This window comes from Janibacter sp. LM (assembly GCF_039631275.1).
In the GTDB taxonomy this organism is placed as follows: Bacteria; Actinomycetota; Actinomycetes; order Actinomycetales; family Dermatophilaceae; genus Janibacter; species Janibacter terrae.
On the sequence record NZ_JBDIVG010000027.1, the window covers coordinates 44,836 to 61,136 of the forward strand.

The window sequence follows — 16,301 nt, forward strand, 5'->3', positions numbered from 1 at the left end:
TCTCCCATGTCTGACTCCACCTCCTCCGGCCAGGTCGCCGCACCCCCGGGTGGTCGCCTCCTGGCGCTCGCCAAGCGCGCCGCCGAGCACGCCCTCTGGGGCCGCGTCGCGGTCCAGCGGCGCCTCGAGGCCAGGGCGAAGGGGGATCGTCCCGCGCCGACGACCGTCGCCCCGACCGGTGTGCTCACCGACGCCGCGGCGTGGCGGCGTGCGGCCGACGAGGCCAAGCGCCTGCGCCTGCCGCTCCACCGGGACCTGCCCAAGAACTGGGACGCCCTCGGTGCCGTCGGCGCCGTCCTCGACCTCGTCGACGACGGGACGCGCAGCGCGCGGGTCATGGACGCCGGCTCGGCGCGCTACTCGCCGGTCCTGCCGTGGCTGCGGCTCTACGGCTTCGGCTCCACGCCGGGCTCGCTCATCGGGATCAACCTCGAGTTCGGCTCGCAGGTCACCCGCGACGGCGTCGTCTTCCGCTACGGAGACGTGACCGACACCGGGTTGCCGAGCGGCCACCTCGACGCCATTACGTGCATGTCGGTCATCGAGCACGGCGTGCCCCTCGAGGGGTTCATCGCCGAGTCGGCGCGGCTGCTGCGCCCCGGCGGGGTCCTCTCGGTCTCGACCGACTACGACCAGGACCCGCCGGACACGACCGGCAAGGAGATCTACGGGTCGCAGGTCCACATCTTCTCGCCGGCGGAGATCCGCGACCTCGTGGCGCTGGCCGAGCGGCACGACCTCGAGCTCGTCGGCACCCTGGACGACGCGGCCCTGGCGCACACCGAGCGACCCGTGCACTGGACCAGGGTCGACCTCGACTACACCTTCATCCTGCTGACCTTCCGCCGCCGCTGACCGGCACGGGATGAGCACGCACCCGGGAGCGACGGTCCGGCGGCACCGCCCGCCCGCGCCGGTCGACCTCGCCCTGGTGCTGCCCCCCTTCGTCCGCGGGTCGGGTGACCCGACGAGCCTCAGGGGCCGCGACGGCTGGTGGTTCGGCTGGACGACGCCCGACGGCCCGGTCACCCTCCACCTGCGCGACGCCGGGGCCGAGGTCCTCGCCTCGGCCTGGGGTGCCGGCGCGGCGTGGATGCTCGATCGCCTGCCGGACCTCGTGGGGGGCCGGGACGACCCGATGGGGTTCACGCCCCACCACGACCTCGTCGCCCGCGGGTGGCCGCGGATGCGGACCTGGCGGGTGCCGGCCAACGGGCTCGTCGCCCAGATGCTCGTGTGCTCGGTGCTCGAGCAGAAGGTCACCGGCCGCGAGGCCTTCAGCAGCCAGCGCCAGCTCGTGCGCCGCTTCGGGTCGCCGGCGCCCGGGCCGGGAGAGGAGCTGGGGCTCGTCTGCCCGCCGAGTGCCGCGGACTGGGCCCGCATCCCGTCCTGGGAGTGGCTGCGGGCGGGGGTCGACGGGGCCCGCTCGCGCGTCGTCGTGCGGGCCATGGGCGTCGCCGGACGCCTCGACGAGTGCGCGGACCTGCCGCTGACGCAGGCGCACGCCCGGATGCGCTCGTTGCCGGGGATCGGCGTCTGGACGGCCGCCGAGGTGGCCCAGCGGGCGCTCGGGGACGCGGACTCGCCGAGCTTCGGCGACTACCACGTGGCCAAGGACGTGACGCTCGCGCTCGACGGCCGGGTGGGCGACGACGACCGCATGGCCGAGCTCCTCGCCCCCTACGCCGGCCACCGGTACCGCGCGCAGCGGGTCGTCACCGCCACCGCCGGCCCCCGGCCGCGTCGTGGGCCGCGCCGCTCGCTGCCCACGCACCTGCCGACGCGGTTCTAGCCGCGCACCCACGACGCACCGGGTCAGGGACGCAGTCCGAGCGCGAGGTCGAGGGCGTCGGCGGCCACCTGCTCGGCAGGCCGGCCGAGGTCGACGTGCCGCGTCGTCCAACGGGACCCGCGCGCCGGGGCCTCGTCCGCGGGCGCGAGCCAGCCGGCGAGGAGGTCCTGGTAGAGGCCGGCGACGCCGGCGGAGGTGGGCTCGATGCCGACCGCGGCGAGCGAGGGGCCGAGGGACGCGAGGTCGGGGCTCACGCCGACGACGGGCGCCGACGTCCCGCGCAGCGCGTCCCGCACACCGGGGACGCCGAGGACGATGCCGACGGACAGCACCGGGTCGCTCGGCGGGAGCAGGACGACGTCCGCGGAGCGGAGGGCGTCGAGCACGCCCGGGGCGGCGGCCGCGCGGTCCATGCCGGCGACGACGAAGCGCACGGCCGCCGGCGCGCCGAGCTCGTGCCGCCACCGCTGGACGTGGACCGCCTGCTGGCCCTCGGCGCCGTCCAGGACCGCGTGGGTCTCGACCGGGACGTCGCTCATCGGCAGGACCCGCACGTGGTCGGGCAGCCCGGCGCGCACCGCGAGGCGCGCGGTGACCTCGGTCGGTGTCGCGCCCTGACCGAGCCACGCGGTCCGGGCGAGGTGGGTGGCGACCTCGCGGTCGGTGACCGGGTACCACTGCGGGTGGACGTCGAGCGCGACGAGCTCGTCGGCGACGACCGAGGACGGGTCGGCGGGGGAGCCGCCGAGCTCGGCCAGCAGGGCATCGACGTCCGGCTGGACGCGCAGTCCCCACAGCGTGAGGTCGTCCCCGGTGTTGGCGATGACGGTCACCTCGTCGTCGCCGGCCCGATGACGGAGGTGGTCCAGGAGACCGCGGACGAATCGGGCGCCGGCCGGCCCGCCGGAGATCACGGTGATGCGCATGGGGCACATGGTCTCAGCCGCCGCCGGGGAGGGCGAAGGGGAGGGGAGACGGGGCGACCGTTCGCCGCTCCATACCGTGCTCGGCTTGACGACGCACGCATGACACGCATGTAATTACAGACGTGTCGTCACCCCGTCGTCCGGGAGCGGCATGGGACCAAGGGTCGAGGTCGAGGAGGGACCATGCACGAACTTCAGCTGATCACCGGTGACGCCACCGACGACACGGAGCTGTCCTGGCTGGAGCGATCGCTCTGCGCCCAGACGGATCCCGAGGCGTTCTTCCCCGAGAAGGGCGGATCCACCCGCGAGGCGAAGAAGGTCTGTGTCGGGTGTGACGTCCGCCAGGAGTGCCTCGAGTACGCCCTGGCGCACGACGAGCGCTTCGGCATCTGGGGCGGGCTGTCCGAGCGCGAGCGGCGCAAGCTCAAGAAGCGCGCGGTCTGACCGTCGGCGAGGTCGTGACGCAGCCCAGTCCCACGCCCTCCGCCACCCCTTCCCGGCGGACGACGGCGCCACCGGTGACCGTGACCGCGGTCGTGGTGGCGCGCACCAGGGAAGGAGCCGGACAGGTCCTCAGCGCCCTCCTCGCGCAGGACCGCCTCCCTGACCGCCTGCTCCTCGTCGACGGCGCGATCGGCGGTCTGGACGACCCGAGCGACCTCCTGGCCCCGGTCGACCGCGCCGGCATCGACGTCCTGACGACCACCCTCGGACCCCGGCGAGGGCTGCGCCGGATCCTGCCGGCGATGATCGACAGCCTGCCGCGGGCGGACGTCGGCCGGGACCTCGTGTGGATCCTCACCTCGCGGACCCGCCCGCACCCCGAGGCGCTGCGCCGCCTCGTCGCCGCGACGGGGCGGGGCGTCGGCATGGCCACCCCCAAGCTCGTCGACGAGGCGGACCCGAGCCGCCTCGTCCGCTTCGGCCTCCAGGTGACGCGGTCGGGACGCATCGTCCCCGACCCCGTCGCCGGGACGACCGACCAGGGCCAGTACGACGCCGATGTCGACGCGGTCGCGGCCCCGCTCGAAGGCCTGCTCGTCGACCGGGCCACCTACGAGCTCCTCGACGGCCACGACCCGGCCCTGGGCGACTTCGGCGGTGACCTCGACCTCGGCTGGCGCTCGCAGCGCGCCGGGCGGCGCGTCGTCCTCGTGCCCGGAGCCGCCGTCGCGGTCCGCCCGACCGCAGCCGAGCGCCGCCCGGGCGCGGAGCACCGCCGTCAGGCGAGACGCGCCGCCCTCACCCGCGCGCACGTCGTCACCGCCCCCTTCCTCGCCCTGTGGATCGCCGTGTCCAGCCTGCTCGTCGGCCTCGGGCTGGTCGTCCTGAAGCGGCCCGGGCTGGGGGCGGAGGAGCTCGCGAGCATCCCCGCCACGCTCGACCCGCGTCGGTTGCGCTCCCGCCTGCGTGGCCACGCGCCCCGCGAGGTGGCCAGGGGCGACCTCGACTCCCTCTTCGTCACCTCCGCCGATGCCCGTCGCCGACTGGTGGACGACGCGCGGGGGAGCGCCCGGCGGCACACGGGCGTCGAGGCCCGCTCGCTCGAGGTCGAGCGCGGTGGGCGCTGGCTCACCCACCCGCTGCCCTGGCTCGTCATCGGGGTCACCGCCCTCTCGGCGTGGTCGGCCCGGCACATCACCGGTGAGCTGCGGCACCGACCGGACGCCGGTCTCGTCGGGGGCGAGCTCGCGGGCGGTCGGGCCACGGCCGGGCAGCTCTGGGACTCGTGGTGGATGGCCTGGCACGGCCAGGGCTGGGGTGACGGGGCCGAGCAGAGCCCGGCGCTCGTCGTCCTCGCCGCGCTCGCCCGGGTCGTCGGCTGGATCCCCGGCCTCGGCTCCGGGCAGTCGCCGGCGGGTCTCGTCCTCGCGCTCCTCGTCATCCTGGCGCTCCCGGTCGCGGCCGTCGTCGCGTGGTCGGCCACAGCCACCTTCACCGACCGCAGGTGGCTGCGGGCTGCCGCGGCGCTCGCGTGGGTGACGACCGTCCCCGCCGCGCTCGCCGTGGGCGAAGGGCGGGTCGGTGCCCTCCTCCTGCTGGTCCTGCTGCCGCGTGTCGTCGCCGGCGTCGCCCGCGCCGCCCGGGGGTGCTCGTCCTTCAGCGACGGCGTGCGGACGGCCCTGTGGGCCACCCTGCTGGCGACGGTCGCTCCCTTCGTCCTGCCGGTGCTCGTCGTCGTCGGGGTCGCGCTGCTCCTCGTCGGCGACGCGCGCCGACGGGTGCGGGGCATCGTCCTCGCGGTCACCCCCGTGCTCCTCCTCGGGCCCTGGTTGCTCACCCTGCGTGACCACCCGCGGCGCCTGCTCGCCGGATGGGGCCTCACCGACGCCCCGGTGACCACTCCCGCGCCGCAGCTCGCCCTCGGGCAGCTCGACGGCGGCGCCGCGACGACGTGGTGGACCGCCGCGATCCTCGCCCTGGGGCTCCTCGCGCTGCTCGTCCCGGGCCGCCGACCGGGTACCTGGGTCGCGGCCGTCGTCGCGCTCGTCGGCCTCGCCGCGGCCGTGGCCGCGCCCCGCGTCGTCATCGGCTACCGCCCCTCCGGGTCCGTCGACGCGGGCAGCGAGATCACGCCCTGGGCCGGCACCGGGCAGATCCTGCTCGTCGGGTCGGCGCTCGTCGCGGTGCTCCTGGCCGCCGACGTCCTGCCCGCGCGACTGCGCTCGGGTGGGCACCGGCGTTGGCTCGTCCTGCCGGCGCTCGCCCTGCCGGTCGCGGCCATCGGCAGCGCGGTCGTCGTCGGCCAGCACTCCTACGGCGACGACCTGACGACCTGGCGCGACCCGCGGCCGCTCGTCGCCGTCGCCGCCGCGGAGGGCCCCTCGGCCTCCCGCACCCTCGTCGTGGAGCCCGCTCCCGCCGGCGTCCGCTACCGGCTCGTCGGTGCGGAGCCGGGAGAGCTCGTGCGCGACCTGCCCCCCGCCACGCGTCCCGTCCCCGGCGAGGAGCAGGTGGCCTCCGCCGTGGCCCAGCTCCTCGGGGCCGGCGAGGGCGAGGGCTCCCCGGGCGACGTCCTCGCGCGGCACGCCGTCTCGCACGTCGTCGTCGTCGACCCCAGCGAGTCCCAGCGCCGCCTCGTCGACGCCGCGCCCGGTCTGGCGCGCCTCGGCTCGAGCGCGGGCTCGATCACCTGGGCGGTCCGCGCCGAGGAGACCGACGGCGCCCTCCCCTCCCGGCTGCGGGTCACCTCGCAGGACGGCAGCCACCCCGTCCTCGCCTCGGGGGCCCACGCCGACACCGACGGCCCCGTCGAGGTCCCGAGCGGGGAGGAGCTCGTCATCGCCGAGTCCCTCGACTGGAGCGACCGCGTCGAGGTGCGCGCCGACGGGCGCCGGCTGCAGCCGCAGACCCACAGCGCCGTCCCGACCTACGAGCTGCCCGAGCGCACCGACGAGGTGAGCGTCGCCGTCGGCGCCGGCCACCCGTGGTGGAAGGTCGGTCAGGGCGCCGCGCTGCTGCTCGCCCTCTACCTAGCCCTGCCGACCGAACGGCGCGTCGAGCCCGACGAGGAGGAGCAGCGATGAGCCCGCGCCCCGCCCGCTCGGCCTGGCTGCCGGCCGCCGCACGCGTCGTCGTGGTGGGCGCCGCGGCGACCGGCGTCGTCCTCGGGGCCGACCGGCTCGGCGCGGTGGCCCCCCAGGCGTCCCCGCCGGTGGGGGCGCCCTCGATCGCGACGAGCCTCACGAGCACGTACTGCCCGGGTGACCCCTTCGCCGGTGTCGAGGGCGCGCCCGACGTCGACCTCACGGGGGGCGTCGTGGCCCACGCCGCACCTGCGCAGGTGCTCGACGGGGTCATCACCCCGCCCGGCGAGCCGGGCACGATCACGGTCGAGGACCTGCGGGGCGAGCCAGCCCCGACCCCTGACGCCGAGCCGCGCAGCGGACCGACGAGCGAGTCGACCCGCGACCTGGGGTCGCGCCCGGTGCGGGTGCGCGCCACGCAGGAGCGGGCCCCGGGGCTCGTGGCGACCGAGGGCTTCGTTGCCTCGGGCGAGAGCGTCCAGGGCCTGGCCGCGCAGCCCTGCGGCACCGCGACCGCCGACGCGTGGCTCGTCGGCGGCGGTGGCGACAAGGGCCGCCAGGAGCGGCTCGTCCTCACCAACCCCGGGGCCAATCCCGTCACGACCCGCATCGAGCCCGTCGGGGCGAAGGGGGAGGACCGCGGCCGCTCCGTCGTCGTCCCCGCGCACGGCCGCAGCGTCGTCCTCCTCGACGCGGTCGGCGGTACGGACGCCCCGCAGGCGGTCCACGTGAGTGCCACCGATGGCCTCGTCGTCCCGACCCTCGTCGACCACCACACCGACGGGCTGACGCCCGCCGGGGTCGAGCTCGTCGGGCCGACTGCTGCCCCCGCGCGACGACTCGTCGTCCCGGGCAACGCCAACGGCGCACGGCGGGGCATCGTCCTCGCGGCGCCGGGTGACCAGGACGCGGTCGTCGAGGTGCGCGCCGTCGGCGAGGAGCGGGCCCGCAGCGCCGGCGTGCGCACCATCCCCGCGGGCCGGGCCGTCGACGTCGCGCTGCCCGAGTCGCCGGGCGTGCACTCCTGGGTCGTCGAGTCCGACGAGCCGGTCGTGGCCGCCGCCCACGTCTCCACCGAGGACTCCGGCGGGCGCAGGGACATGGCGTGGTCGGTCGCCACCCCCGCCATCGGCACGCTCGGGGGAGCGGCCCTGCCGACCTCCCCCTCGAGCGACGTGCGGCGCTTCGTCGAGGTGACCGCCGACGAGGAGGCGGCCACCGCCGACCTGCTCGTCCTGCGCGACGGCGAGATCACGACCCGCGAGGTCGACCTCGAGGCCGGCCGCAGCAAGGCCCTGTCGATCGGTCGGGCGAGCGCCGTCTGGGTGCGTCCGACGGACGGTCGTGTGCACGCGGCGGTCCTGCTCATCGGCAGGGAGCAGGGCGCCCGGGCCGAGACGACCTCGATCCCCGTGCTGCCCTCGCGCGTCACGGTGCGCGACGTGCCGGTCGTGCAGGCCCGCTGAGGCTCGCTGCGGACCCGGGGGCGGTCAGCGGCGCTCGGGGTCCACCTCGTCCGGGTCGACGCCGAGCAGGAGCGCGACCTGCTCGACCATCACCTCGTGGACCACGTCGACCGGGTCGCTCCCGCGCGCGATCGTCTCGACCGGTCGCCGGTAGACGACGATCCGGGCGGGCAACCTCCCTTCGGCCGGCCACAACCTGGCGAGGGGGACCCCCTCCTCCCAGCGAGCCGGGTCGGACGGGGGGATGTCCTCGACGGCGAACTCCACGTCGTCCCACCGTCGGCCCAGGACCCGGCGGAAGCGCTGCGCGGTGTCCACGACGAGGTCGTCGAAGGCCTCTGCGCGGGTCACCATCGCCGGCACGGCCGGCTGGGCGAGCGGTCCGCGCAGGCCGCGGCCACGACGATCCCGATGACGACTCACCCTCCCGATCGTAGGTGCCCCGGTGCGGCGTGGCGTCACCGATCCTCTCCTCCGTGGCCTAGCCTGCACGGGTGACCGTCTCCCGCCAGTGCTCCCGTGCCGCCTGCGCACGACCGGCCTCCGGGACCCTCACGTACGTCTACTCCGACTCCACGGTCGTCCTCGGGCCCCTCGCCACCTACGCCGAGCCGCACGCCTACGACCTGTGCCAGGACCACGCCCAGCGCCTCACCGCGCCGCGCGGCTGGGACGTCGTGCGGCTCTCCACGGACCAGCCCGCCCCGGCCACCTACGACGACCTCGTGGCCCTCGCCGAGGTGGTCCGTCGGCGCCCCGAGCCGATGACCGACTCGGAGCGGACCCGCGGCATCGCCACGACCGCGCGTCCGGAGCCCGCGAGCGTCACCGAGACCGGTCGGCGCGGCCACCTGCGCGTGCTGCGCGACCGCGACTGAGCGCCCGACCCGGCGCTGCAGGACCGGCGCACGCCCGGCACGCGGTCGCGAACTAGGCTGCTGCCCGTGACCATCCAGCTCGCCGACTTCGTCAAGGCCTACGACGTGCGGGGCCTCGTGCCCGACCAGCTCAACATCGACGTCGCGCACGCACTGGGCGCGGCCTTCGCCGAGGTCGTCGCCATCGCCGAGGGCGCCCCGGCGGTCGTCATCGGCCACGACATGCGCCCGAGCTCTCCGGAGCTCGTCGACGCCCTGGCCCGGGGCATCACCGCCCGGGGCGTCGACGCGATCCTCATCGGCCTGGCCAGCACGGACGGGCTCTACTACGCGAGCGGGGCCCTCGGCCTGCCCGGTGCGATGTTCACCGCGAGCCACAACCCGGCCCGGTACAACGGCATCAAGTTCTGCCGCGCGGGCGCGCGGCCGGTCGGCCAGGAGAGCGGCTTGGCGAAGGTCCGCGACCTCGCCCAGGAGCACCTCGACGCGGGCGTCTCGGCCTTCGACGGCGTGACGCCCGGCGCGGTCACCGAGCGCGACGTCCTCGCCGACTACGCCGCCTTCCTGCGCGGTCTCGTCGACCTGTCGGGCTCGCGCCCGCTGCGGGTCACGGTCGACGCCGGCAACGGCATGGGGGGGCTCACCGTCCCCGCGGTCCTCGGGACGCGCTCGGGCCTGCCCGAGCTGCCCCTGACGATCGACCCGATGTACTTCGAGCTGGACGGGACCTTCCCCAACCACGAGGCGAACCCGCTCGACCCCAAGAACCTCGTCGACCTCCAGGCGCGCGTGCGCAGCCACGGGGCCGACATCGGCATCGCCTTCGACGGCGACGCCGACCGGTGCTTCGTCGTCGACGAGCACGGTGACCCGATCAGCCCGAGCGCGATCACCGCGATGATCGCCCGGCGCGAGATCGCCCGTGAGGTCGCTGCTGGCCGCGACCTTGCGGAGATCTCGATCGTCCACAACGCGATCACCTCCGCCGCGGTCCCCGAGATCATCGGCGAGGACGGCGCCCGACCGGTCCGCACGCGCGTCGGGCACTCCTACGTCAAGGCCGACATGAGCGAGCACGACGCGGTCTTCGGCGGCGAGCACTCCGCGCACTACTACTTCCGCGACTTCTGGTTCGCCGACACGGGCATGCTCGCGGCGATGCACGTGCTCGCCGCCCTCGGGGAGACCGACCGGCCCCTCAGCGAGGTCATGGCTCCCTTCGAGCGGTACGTCGCCTCCGGCGAGATCAACTCCACGGTCGCGGACGCCGCCGCCGTCACCGAGGTGGTACGCGGGCGCCACGTCACGGACGGGGCGGTCGTCGACGAGCTCGACGGCCTCACCGTGACCCACCCGGCCACCGACCGCGAGCCGATGTGGTGGTTCAACCTGCGGCCGAGCAACACCGAGCCGCTGCTGCGCCTGAACGTCGAGGCCGCCGACGAGGCGACCATGGCCCGGGTGCGGGACGATGTCCTGACGACGATCCGGGAGGCATGACCATGAGCGAGTCGACCATCGAGCCCTGGCTGCGGGAGATCCTGCGCTGCCCCGCGTGCCGCGCCGAGCTGCGCGACGAGACCGGGGCACAGGGGCCCGAGCTGGTGTGCACCGGTCCGGACTGCGGTCTGGCCTACCGGGTGGACGAGGGCATCCCCGTCCTCCTCGTCGACGAGGCACGACCGCGGGCCTGAGGCGATGCCCCCCTTCGACACCGGGCTCCTCGACGACGACGGGCGTCGCGCCGCCGTCGACACGACCGACATGCTGCGAGCCCTTGCCGGCGCCGGCGCCCAGGTGCGACGCGCGCTGACCCTGGCCGCGGAGACCGATCTCGCGAGCGTCACGGCGGGGGAGCGGCCGCGTGCCGTGCACGTCGCCGCCGTCGGCGGTGCCGAGACGGTCGGGACGGTCCTCGACCTGCTCGTCTCGCGCAGCGGCCCGGTGCTCCTGACGGCCGACGGGTCGGGGCCGCTCCCCGGCTGGGTCGGCACGCTCGACCTCGTCGTCGCGATCTCCCGCTCGGGCCGCGCCGAGGGGCCGGTGCGCCAAGCGCGCGAGGCCGCGCGACGCGGCGCCCACGTCCTGACGATCGGTGCACCCGACAGCCCGCTCGCGGAGGCCGCCCACGCCGCCCGCGGCCTCCACCTGGCCATGGACCCGGGGGTGGGCCACTCGCGGACCGCGTTGTGGGGCATGGCCGCCCGTGCCGTCCTCGGGGTGACGGGGAGTGGTGTCGTCGACATCGCCCCGAAAGTGCTCGCAGGGGTCGCCGACCGGCTCGACGAGCAGGCGGAGCGCTTCCGGCCCGATGCCGAGCACTTCGTCAACCCGGCCAAGGTGCTGGCCGCCGACCTCGCGGACGTCGCCGGCGTCGTGCTCGGGGACGGCCCCGTCACGGGGGTGGCCGCGCGCCGCACGAGCGCGATGCTCGCGCGGACGGCACGCACCCCGAGCACCTGGGGGCGCCTGCCCGACTCCGCCGCGCAGGTCGTCGCCTGCCTGTCCGGGCCGTGGGCCCGCGGGCGGCAGGCGCCCGACGGTGGTCGGGACATCTTCGCCGACCCCTACCTGGACGGCCCGTCGGGGCCGCAGCTCGGGCTGCTGCTCCTGCGGGACCCCGTGCCCGCGGACGACGCCGACCCGATGGAGGTCGAACGGCACAACACCGCGCAGTCGGTCGCCGACCACGCCCGCACGACCGGGGTGCGGGTGCTCGAGCACACCGCCCGCCCGGGCCACGACCTCGAGCGCCTCGCGGAGCTCGTCGCGCTCACCGACTACGCCGCGACCTACCTCGCCATCGGGCACGGGCTCGACCCGGCCACCGCCCCCGGCATCTCCGACCTCCACCTCCCACGGAAGGCCACCGAGTGATCGACGTCGACATCGCCGTCATCGGCAGCGGATCGGGCAACAGCCTGCTGACCGATGACCTCGCGGACCGCACCTTCGCGATGATCGAGGGCGGTGACGTCTTCGGGGGCACCTGCCTCAACGTCGGGTGCATCCCGACCAAGATGTTCGTCCACGTCGCGGAGATCGCCACGGCCGTGCGCGAAGGGGGACGCCTCGGCGTCGACGCGACGCTCGAGCGGGTGCGCTTCACCGACGTGCGCGACCGCGTCTTCGGTCGGATCGACCCGATCGCGGCCGCCGGTGAGGCCTACCGCCGCGACGACGAGGACGTCCACCTGCTGCGCGGCCACGCGAGGTTCACGGGACCGCGGACCCTGTCGGTCGAGATGCCCGACGGCAGCACGCAGGACGTGCGGGCCGGGCAGGTCGTCATCGCCACCGGGTCGCACCCGGTGGTCCCTGACGAGCTGGCGCAGGCGGCCGCCCGCGCGGGGGTCACCCTGCACACCTCCGACAGCGTCATGCGGCTGCCCGAGCTGCCCGGGCGGATGCTCGTCATCGGTGGGGGCTACATCGCCGCCGAGATGGCGCACGTCTTCTCCGCCTTCGGCACCCAGGTGGTCCTCGCGGTGCGCAGCGACACGCTGCTGCGCCACCTCGACGAGGACATCTCCCGGGCCTTCACCGCGGCCGCGCGCGAGCAGTGGGACGTGCGCAGCGGGACGACCGTCACGGACCTCACTCGCGACGAAGGGGGCATCACCGCCACCCTGTCCGACGGGTCGAGGGTCGAGGTCGACGCCGTCCTCGTCGCCGCCGGCCGGGCACCCAGCACGGACGACCTCGGGCTCGAGGCGGCCGGGGTGGACGTCCACGACGACGGCCGCGTCGTCGTCGACGAGTACGGCCGGACCAGCGTCGACGGCGTGTGGTCCCTCGGGGACGCCAGCTCCCCCTTCCAGCTCAAGCACGTGGCCAACCAGGAGGCCCGCGCCGTGGCGCACAACCTGGCGCACCCGGACGACCTGCGGGCCTTCGACCACGACGCCGTGCCGGCCGCCGTCTTCACCCACCCCCAGATCGCCTCGGTGGGCCTGACCCAGGCCGAGGCCGTCGAGCGGGGCATCGACGTCACCGTCAAGGTGCAGCGGTACGGCGACACGGCCTACGGCTGGGCCATGGAGGACACGACGAGCGTGTGCAAGGTCATCGCCGACCGGCGGACCGGCGCCCTCGTCGGGGGACACATCCTCGGCCCCCAGGCCTCCACGCTCGTGCAGCCGCTCATCCAGATGATGGCCTTCGACCAGCCCGTCGCCGACATGGTCCGGGGTCAGTACTGGATCCACCCGGCCCTGACCGAGGTCGTCGAGAACGCGCTGCTCGGCCTCGAGCTCAACCCGGCCGAGGACGTCCTCGAGTCGCCACCGATGGCGTGAGCGTCTCGGCGTGGCTGGAGGCCGGGCGCCGGCGTGTGCTGGCTACGCTGTGCACGTGCTGACGACCCACGTGACCCCCGGGCCCCTGCGATGAGCGGCGGCCTCGTCGCGCTCCTCGACGACATCTCCGTCCTGGCCCGTGCCGCAGCGGCGTCCATCGACGACGTGGCGGCCGCCTCCGGCCGGGCGAGCGTCAAGGCCGCGGGCGTCGTCGTCGACGACACCGCCGTCACACCGCGCTACGTCGAGGGCCTGGACCCCAAGCGCGAGCTGCCGATCATCAAGCGGATCACCATCGGCTCGCTGCGCAACAAGCTCGTCTTCATCGTCCCGGCGATCCTGCTGCTCAACGCCTTCCTGCCCTGGCTGCTCTCGCCCCTGCTCATGCTCGGCGGCACCTACCTGTGCTTCGAGGGCGCCGAGAAGATCTGGGAGAAGATCGCCGGGCACGACGACGGTGCGCACGCCGAGCCACGGCCCGCCGACGAGGAGACGATCGTCAAGGGTGCGGTGACCACGGACTTCATCCTGTCCGCGGAGATCATGGTCATCTCGCTCAAGGCCGTCCTGGACGAGGGGCTCAACGACTCCTTCTGGTACCTGCTCGCGGTCATGGTCGCCGTGGCCATCGCCATCACGTTCGTCGTCTACGGCACCGTCGCCCTCATCGTGAAGATGGACGACATCGGTCTGGCCCTCACGCAGAGGGAGTCAGGCTTCGCGCAGACCCTGGGTCGTGGCCTCGTCACGGGCATGCCCAAGCTGCTCACGGTGCTGTCCGTCGTCGGCGTCGCCGCGATGATCTGGGTCGGTGGACACATCATCCTCGTCGGCCTCGACGAGACCGGCTGGCTGCCGCAGCCCTACGAGCTCGTCCACCACCTCGAGGAGGTCGTGCACGAGGCGACCGGCGCACTCGGGGGTGCGCTCGGCTGGTTGACCAACACCGTCGCCTCGGCGGTCCTCGGTGGCCTCGTCGGTGCCGTCGTCGTCGCCGTCATGCACGTGCTGCCCTTCGGGAAGAAGGACGAGGGCGCGCACGCCGCGCACTGACGCGACCCGCGCACCGGGGCCCAGCGCCTACACTGCTGTGAGCCGGCGTGGGTGATGCCCCGCGAGAGCCCAGAAGGGCCGCGCCGGGTCCGATCCCACACCTGTCACAGGAGTTTCACGTGTCCTTCGACTACAAGGTCGCCGACCTGGGCCTCGCCGAGGCCGGCCGTCACCAGATCCGTCTCGCCGAGCACGAGATGCCGGGCCTCATGAGCCTGCGCGAAGAATTCGCTGGTTCGGCGCCGCTTGCGGGCGCCAAGATCGCCGGCTCCCTCCACATGACCGTGCAGACCGCGGTCCTCATCGAGACCCTCACGGCGCTCGGCGCCGAGGTCCGTTGGGCCAGCTGCAACATCTACTCGACCCAGGACGAGGCCGCCGCGGCGATCGTCGTCGGCGCCGGCACCCCCGAGGACCCCCAGGGTGTCCCGGTCTTCGCCTGGAAGGGCGAGACCCTCGAGGAGTACTGGGACTGCACCGAGCAGATCCTCACCTGGGCCGACGACGAGGGTCCCAACATGATCCTCGACGACGGTGGCGACGCGACGATGCTCGTCCACAAGGGCAAGGAGTGGGAGGCCGCCGGACAGGTGCCGCCCACCACCGAGGAGGACTCCGAGGAGTTCACGGTCTTCAAGGCGCTCGTGCGCCGCACCCTGGAGGCGGACCCGCAGAAGTGGACGACCGTGGCCGCTCGCATCAAGGGCGTCACCGAGGAGACCACGACCGGTGTCCACCGCCTCTACCAGCTCGCCGAGGCCGGCGAGCTGCTCTTCCCGGCCATCAACGTCAACGACGCGGTGACCAAGAGCAAGTTCGACAACAAGTACGGCACCCGCCACTCCGTCCTCGACGGCCTCAACCGCGCCACCGACGTGCTGATCGGCGGCAAGGTCGCGGTCGTCGCGGGCTACGGCGACGTCGGCAAGGGTGTCGCGAGCGCGCTCGCCGGCCAGGGCGCCCGGGTCGTCGTGACCGAGGTCGACCCCATCTGCGCGCTGCAGGCCGCGATGGAGGGCTTCGAGGTCACCACGATGGACAAGGCCGCCACCTACGGCGACATCTTCGTCACGACGACCGGCTGCTACGACGTCATCACCGCCGAGCACATGGCCTCGATGAAGAACAAGGCGATCGTCTCCAACATCGGTCACTTCGACAACGAGATCGACATGGCTGGCCTGGCGCGCATCGAGGGCGTCACCAAGATCGAGATCAAGCCGCAGGTCCACGAGTGGACCTTCGCCGACGGGCACTCGATCATCGTGCTGTCCGAGGGCCGTCTGATGAACCTCGGCAACGCCACGGGGCACCCGAGCTTCGTCATGAGCAACTCCTTCGCCAACCAGACGATCGCCCAGATCGAGCTCTTCGCCAAGGCCGACGAGTACGTCGACGACGAGGGCAAGCCGTCCGTCACCACGCTGCCCAAGCACCTCGACGAGAAGGTCGCCCGCCTGCACCTCGACGCCCTCGGCGTCGAGCTCACCGAGCTGACCAAGGGCCAGGCCGAGTACCTCGGCGTCGACGTCGCCGGGCCGTACAAGCCGGAGCACTACCGCTACTGAGCGCCGACCCGTGGGCCGCGAGGGGCTGCCGTCCGACACGGACGGCGGCCCCTCGCGCTCTCGTCAGCCGCTGGCCTCGCGGGCGGGGACGAGCTTGAGGCCGACGACGGCGGCGATGATGCCCGCGACGAGCAGGGCCCTGACGGGGGAGAAGGGCTCGTCGCCGGTCACCATGGCCCAGGTGACGGTGAGCGCGGCGCCGACCCCCGTCCAGACGGCGTAGCCGGTGCCGATGGGGATCGACCGGACGGCGACGCCGAGCCCGCCCATGCTGATCGCGAGGGTGAGGACGAAGACGACGGTCGGGAGCGGTCTGCTGAGCCCGTCGGACCGCCCCAGGGCCGTCGCCCACACCGCCTCGAAGACCGCGCTGACGAGCAGGATCGCCCACGGCATCTCAGGACACCACCTTGAGGCCGGCGACGCACCCGACGAGCAGGACGAGCAGAGCGGTGCGGGCGCGGGAGGCGAGCTCGTCCCCCTTCGCCATGGACCACACGACGGTGAGGGTCGCGCCGATGCCCACCCAGACGGCGTAGGCCGTGCCGGTGGGGATCGTGGTCATCGCCCACGCGAGGCCGGCCATGCTGGCAGCGAGCGAGACGACGAAGAGGAGGGTGGCGCCGGGTCGGCGAAACCCCTGCGATGCGGACAGCGCGGTGGCCCAGACGGCCTCGAGCATCCCCGAGACGACAAGGACGAGCCAGGACATGAAGTTCCTTGCTGAGTCCGTCTTGTCGTGGTGCGGGTACGGCTCCCTCGTCCGCAGGCCCGGTCGCGGGCCTCGACG

At 74.3% G+C, this 16,301-nt stretch carries 16 protein-coding genes and 1 riboswitch; of the genes, 12 read left to right on the forward strand and 4 right to left on the reverse strand.

Annotated elements, in window-relative coordinates:
* Positions 1–6 precede the first annotated feature (6 nt).
* On the forward strand, positions 7–855 hold the full coding sequence (locus tag ABC138_RS14135; protein WP_345914084.1) for a methyltransferase domain-containing protein: 849 nt from the start codon (positions 7–9) through the stop codon (positions 853–855).
* A 10-nt stretch (positions 856–865) separates the two neighbouring features.
* Complete coding sequence (locus ABC138_RS14140; protein WP_068322113.1) at positions 866–1,792, forward strand: 3-methyladenine DNA glycosylase; 927 nt, start codon at positions 866–868, stop codon at positions 1,790–1,792.
* 23 nt (positions 1,793–1,815) lie between these two features.
* Here ABC138_RS14140 and ABC138_RS14145 read toward each other — a convergent pair whose 3' ends face one another.
* Positions 1,816–2,718 (reverse strand): 2-phospho-L-lactate transferase CofD family protein, encoded by a 903-nt coding sequence (locus tag ABC138_RS14145; RefSeq protein ID WP_082807399.1) that lies wholly within the window; start codon positions 2,716–2,718, stop codon positions 1,816–1,818.
* 183 nt (positions 2,719–2,901) lie between these two features.
* Here ABC138_RS14145 and ABC138_RS14150 point away from each other — a divergent pair, with 183 nt between their 5' ends.
* The 3 genes from ABC138_RS14150 to ABC138_RS14160 are packed head-to-tail and all read left to right on the forward strand — an operon-like array spanning position 2,902 to position 7,714.
* Entirely contained in the window at positions 2,902–3,165 is a 264-nt protein-coding gene (locus ABC138_RS14150; protein WP_345914085.1) for a WhiB family transcriptional regulator, read from the forward strand.
* Positions 3,166–3,179: 14 nt separating this feature from the next.
* On the forward strand, positions 3,180–6,248 hold the full coding sequence (locus ABC138_RS14155; protein WP_345914086.1) for a glycosyltransferase: 3,069 nt from the start codon (positions 3,180–3,182) through the stop codon (positions 6,246–6,248).
* Positions 6,245–7,714, forward strand: coding sequence for a DUF5719 family protein (locus ABC138_RS14160; protein ID WP_068322129.1), 1,470 nt, complete (start codon positions 6,245–6,247; stop codon positions 7,712–7,714). The genes ABC138_RS14155 and ABC138_RS14160 overlap by 4 nt, the downstream gene beginning before the upstream one ends.
* A gap of 24 nt (positions 7,715–7,738) precedes the next feature.
* Here the strand turns inward: ABC138_RS14160 and ABC138_RS14165 are convergent, their stop codons facing one another.
* Complete coding sequence (locus tag ABC138_RS14165; RefSeq protein WP_345914087.1) at positions 7,739–8,137, reverse strand: metallopeptidase family protein; 399 nt, start codon at positions 8,135–8,137, stop codon at positions 7,739–7,741.
* Between the two features lie 71 nt (positions 8,138–8,208).
* Between ABC138_RS14165 and ABC138_RS14170 the strand changes: the two genes are divergently transcribed.
* The 7 genes from ABC138_RS14170 to ahcY all read left to right on the forward strand — a co-directional run bounded on the left by ABC138_RS14170 (position 8,209) and on the right by ahcY (position 15,511).
* Positions 8,209–8,592 carry a DUF3499 domain-containing protein gene (locus ABC138_RS14170; RefSeq protein ID WP_068322134.1) on the forward strand — a complete coding sequence of 128 codons (384 nt, stop codon included), beginning with the start codon at positions 8,209–8,211 and terminating at the stop codon, positions 8,590–8,592.
* Positions 8,593–8,658: 66 nt separating this feature from the next.
* Entirely contained in the window at positions 8,659–10,092 is a 1,434-nt protein-coding gene (locus ABC138_RS14175) for a phosphomannomutase/phosphoglucomutase (RefSeq protein ID WP_345914088.1), read from the forward strand.
* A gap of 2 nt (positions 10,093–10,094) precedes the next feature.
* On the forward strand, positions 10,095–10,286 hold the full coding sequence (locus tag ABC138_RS14180; RefSeq protein ID WP_068322520.1) for a Trm112 family protein: 192 nt from the start codon (positions 10,095–10,097) through the stop codon (positions 10,284–10,286).
* A gap of 4 nt (positions 10,287–10,290) precedes the next feature.
* Positions 10,291–11,469 carry an SIS domain-containing protein gene (locus tag ABC138_RS14185; protein WP_068322144.1) on the forward strand — a complete coding sequence of 393 codons (1,179 nt, stop codon included), beginning with the start codon at positions 10,291–10,293 and terminating at the stop codon, positions 11,467–11,469.
* On the forward strand, positions 11,466–12,890 hold the full coding sequence (locus tag ABC138_RS14190; RefSeq protein WP_068322147.1) for a mycothione reductase: 1,425 nt from the start codon (positions 11,466–11,468) through the stop codon (positions 12,888–12,890). Before ABC138_RS14185 ends, ABC138_RS14190 begins: the two co-directional genes overlap by 4 nt.
* Positions 12,891–12,980: 90 nt before the next feature.
* Complete coding sequence (locus ABC138_RS14195) at positions 12,981–13,943, forward strand: DUF808 domain-containing protein (protein ID WP_068322149.1); 963 nt, start codon at positions 12,981–12,983, stop codon at positions 13,941–13,943.
* A 119-nt stretch (positions 13,944–14,062) separates the two neighbouring features.
* On the forward strand, positions 14,063–15,511 hold the full coding sequence (ahcY, locus tag ABC138_RS14200; protein WP_068322152.1) for an adenosylhomocysteinase: 1,449 nt from the start codon (positions 14,063–14,065) through the stop codon (positions 15,509–15,511).
* A gap of 63 nt (positions 15,512–15,574) precedes the next feature.
* Here ahcY and ABC138_RS14205 read toward each other — a convergent pair whose 3' ends face one another.
* Positions 15,575–15,907 (reverse strand): multidrug efflux SMR transporter, encoded by a 333-nt coding sequence (locus ABC138_RS14205; protein ID WP_345914089.1) that lies wholly within the window; start codon positions 15,905–15,907, stop codon positions 15,575–15,577.
* 1 nt (position 15,908) lies between these two features.
* The gene (locus tag ABC138_RS14210; protein ID WP_338537775.1) at positions 15,909–16,223 is read right to left on the reverse strand and encodes a multidrug efflux SMR transporter; all 315 of its coding nucleotides are present in this window, start codon (positions 16,221–16,223) and stop codon (positions 15,909–15,911) included.
* A 10-nt stretch (positions 16,224–16,233) separates the two neighbouring features.
* Positions 16,234–16,299: riboswitch (guanidine-III (ykkC-III) riboswitch) on the reverse strand.
* Between the last annotated feature and the right edge of the window lie 2 nt (positions 16,300–16,301).

Excerpts from the sequence above, each read along its gene's own strand:
- ABC138_RS14135 (WP_345914084.1), top strand. The coding sequence starts at position 7 with ATGTCTGACTCCACCTCCTCCGGCCAGGTCGCCGCACCCCCGGGTGGT.
- ABC138_RS14140 (WP_068322113.1), top strand. The coding sequence starts at position 866 with ATGAGCACGCACCCGGGAGCGACGGTCCGGCGGCACCGCCCGCCCGCG.
- ABC138_RS14145 (WP_082807399.1), bottom strand. The coding sequence starts at position 2,718 with ATGCGCATCACCGTGATCTCCGGCGGGCCGGCCGGCGCCCGATTCGTC.
- ABC138_RS14150 (WP_345914085.1), top strand. The coding sequence starts at position 2,902 with ATGCACGAACTTCAGCTGATCACCGGTGACGCCACCGACGACACGGAG.
- ABC138_RS14160 (WP_068322129.1), top strand. The coding sequence starts at position 6,245 with ATGAGCCCGCGCCCCGCCCGCTCGGCCTGGCTGCCGGCCGCCGCACGC.
- ABC138_RS14180 (WP_068322520.1), top strand. The coding sequence starts at position 10,095 with ATGAGCGAGTCGACCATCGAGCCCTGGCTGCGGGAGATCCTGCGCTGC.
- ABC138_RS14185 (WP_068322144.1), top strand. The coding sequence starts at position 10,291 with ATGCCCCCCTTCGACACCGGGCTCCTCGACGACGACGGGCGTCGCGCC.
- ABC138_RS14195 (WP_068322149.1), top strand. The coding sequence starts at position 12,981 with ATGAGCGGCGGCCTCGTCGCGCTCCTCGACGACATCTCCGTCCTGGCC.
- ABC138_RS14205 (WP_345914089.1), bottom strand. The coding sequence starts at position 15,907 with ATGCCGTGGGCGATCCTGCTCGTCAGCGCGGTCTTCGAGGCGGTGTGG.
- ABC138_RS14210 (WP_338537775.1), bottom strand. The coding sequence starts at position 16,223 with ATGTCCTGGCTCGTCCTTGTCGTCTCGGGGATGCTCGAGGCCGTCTGG.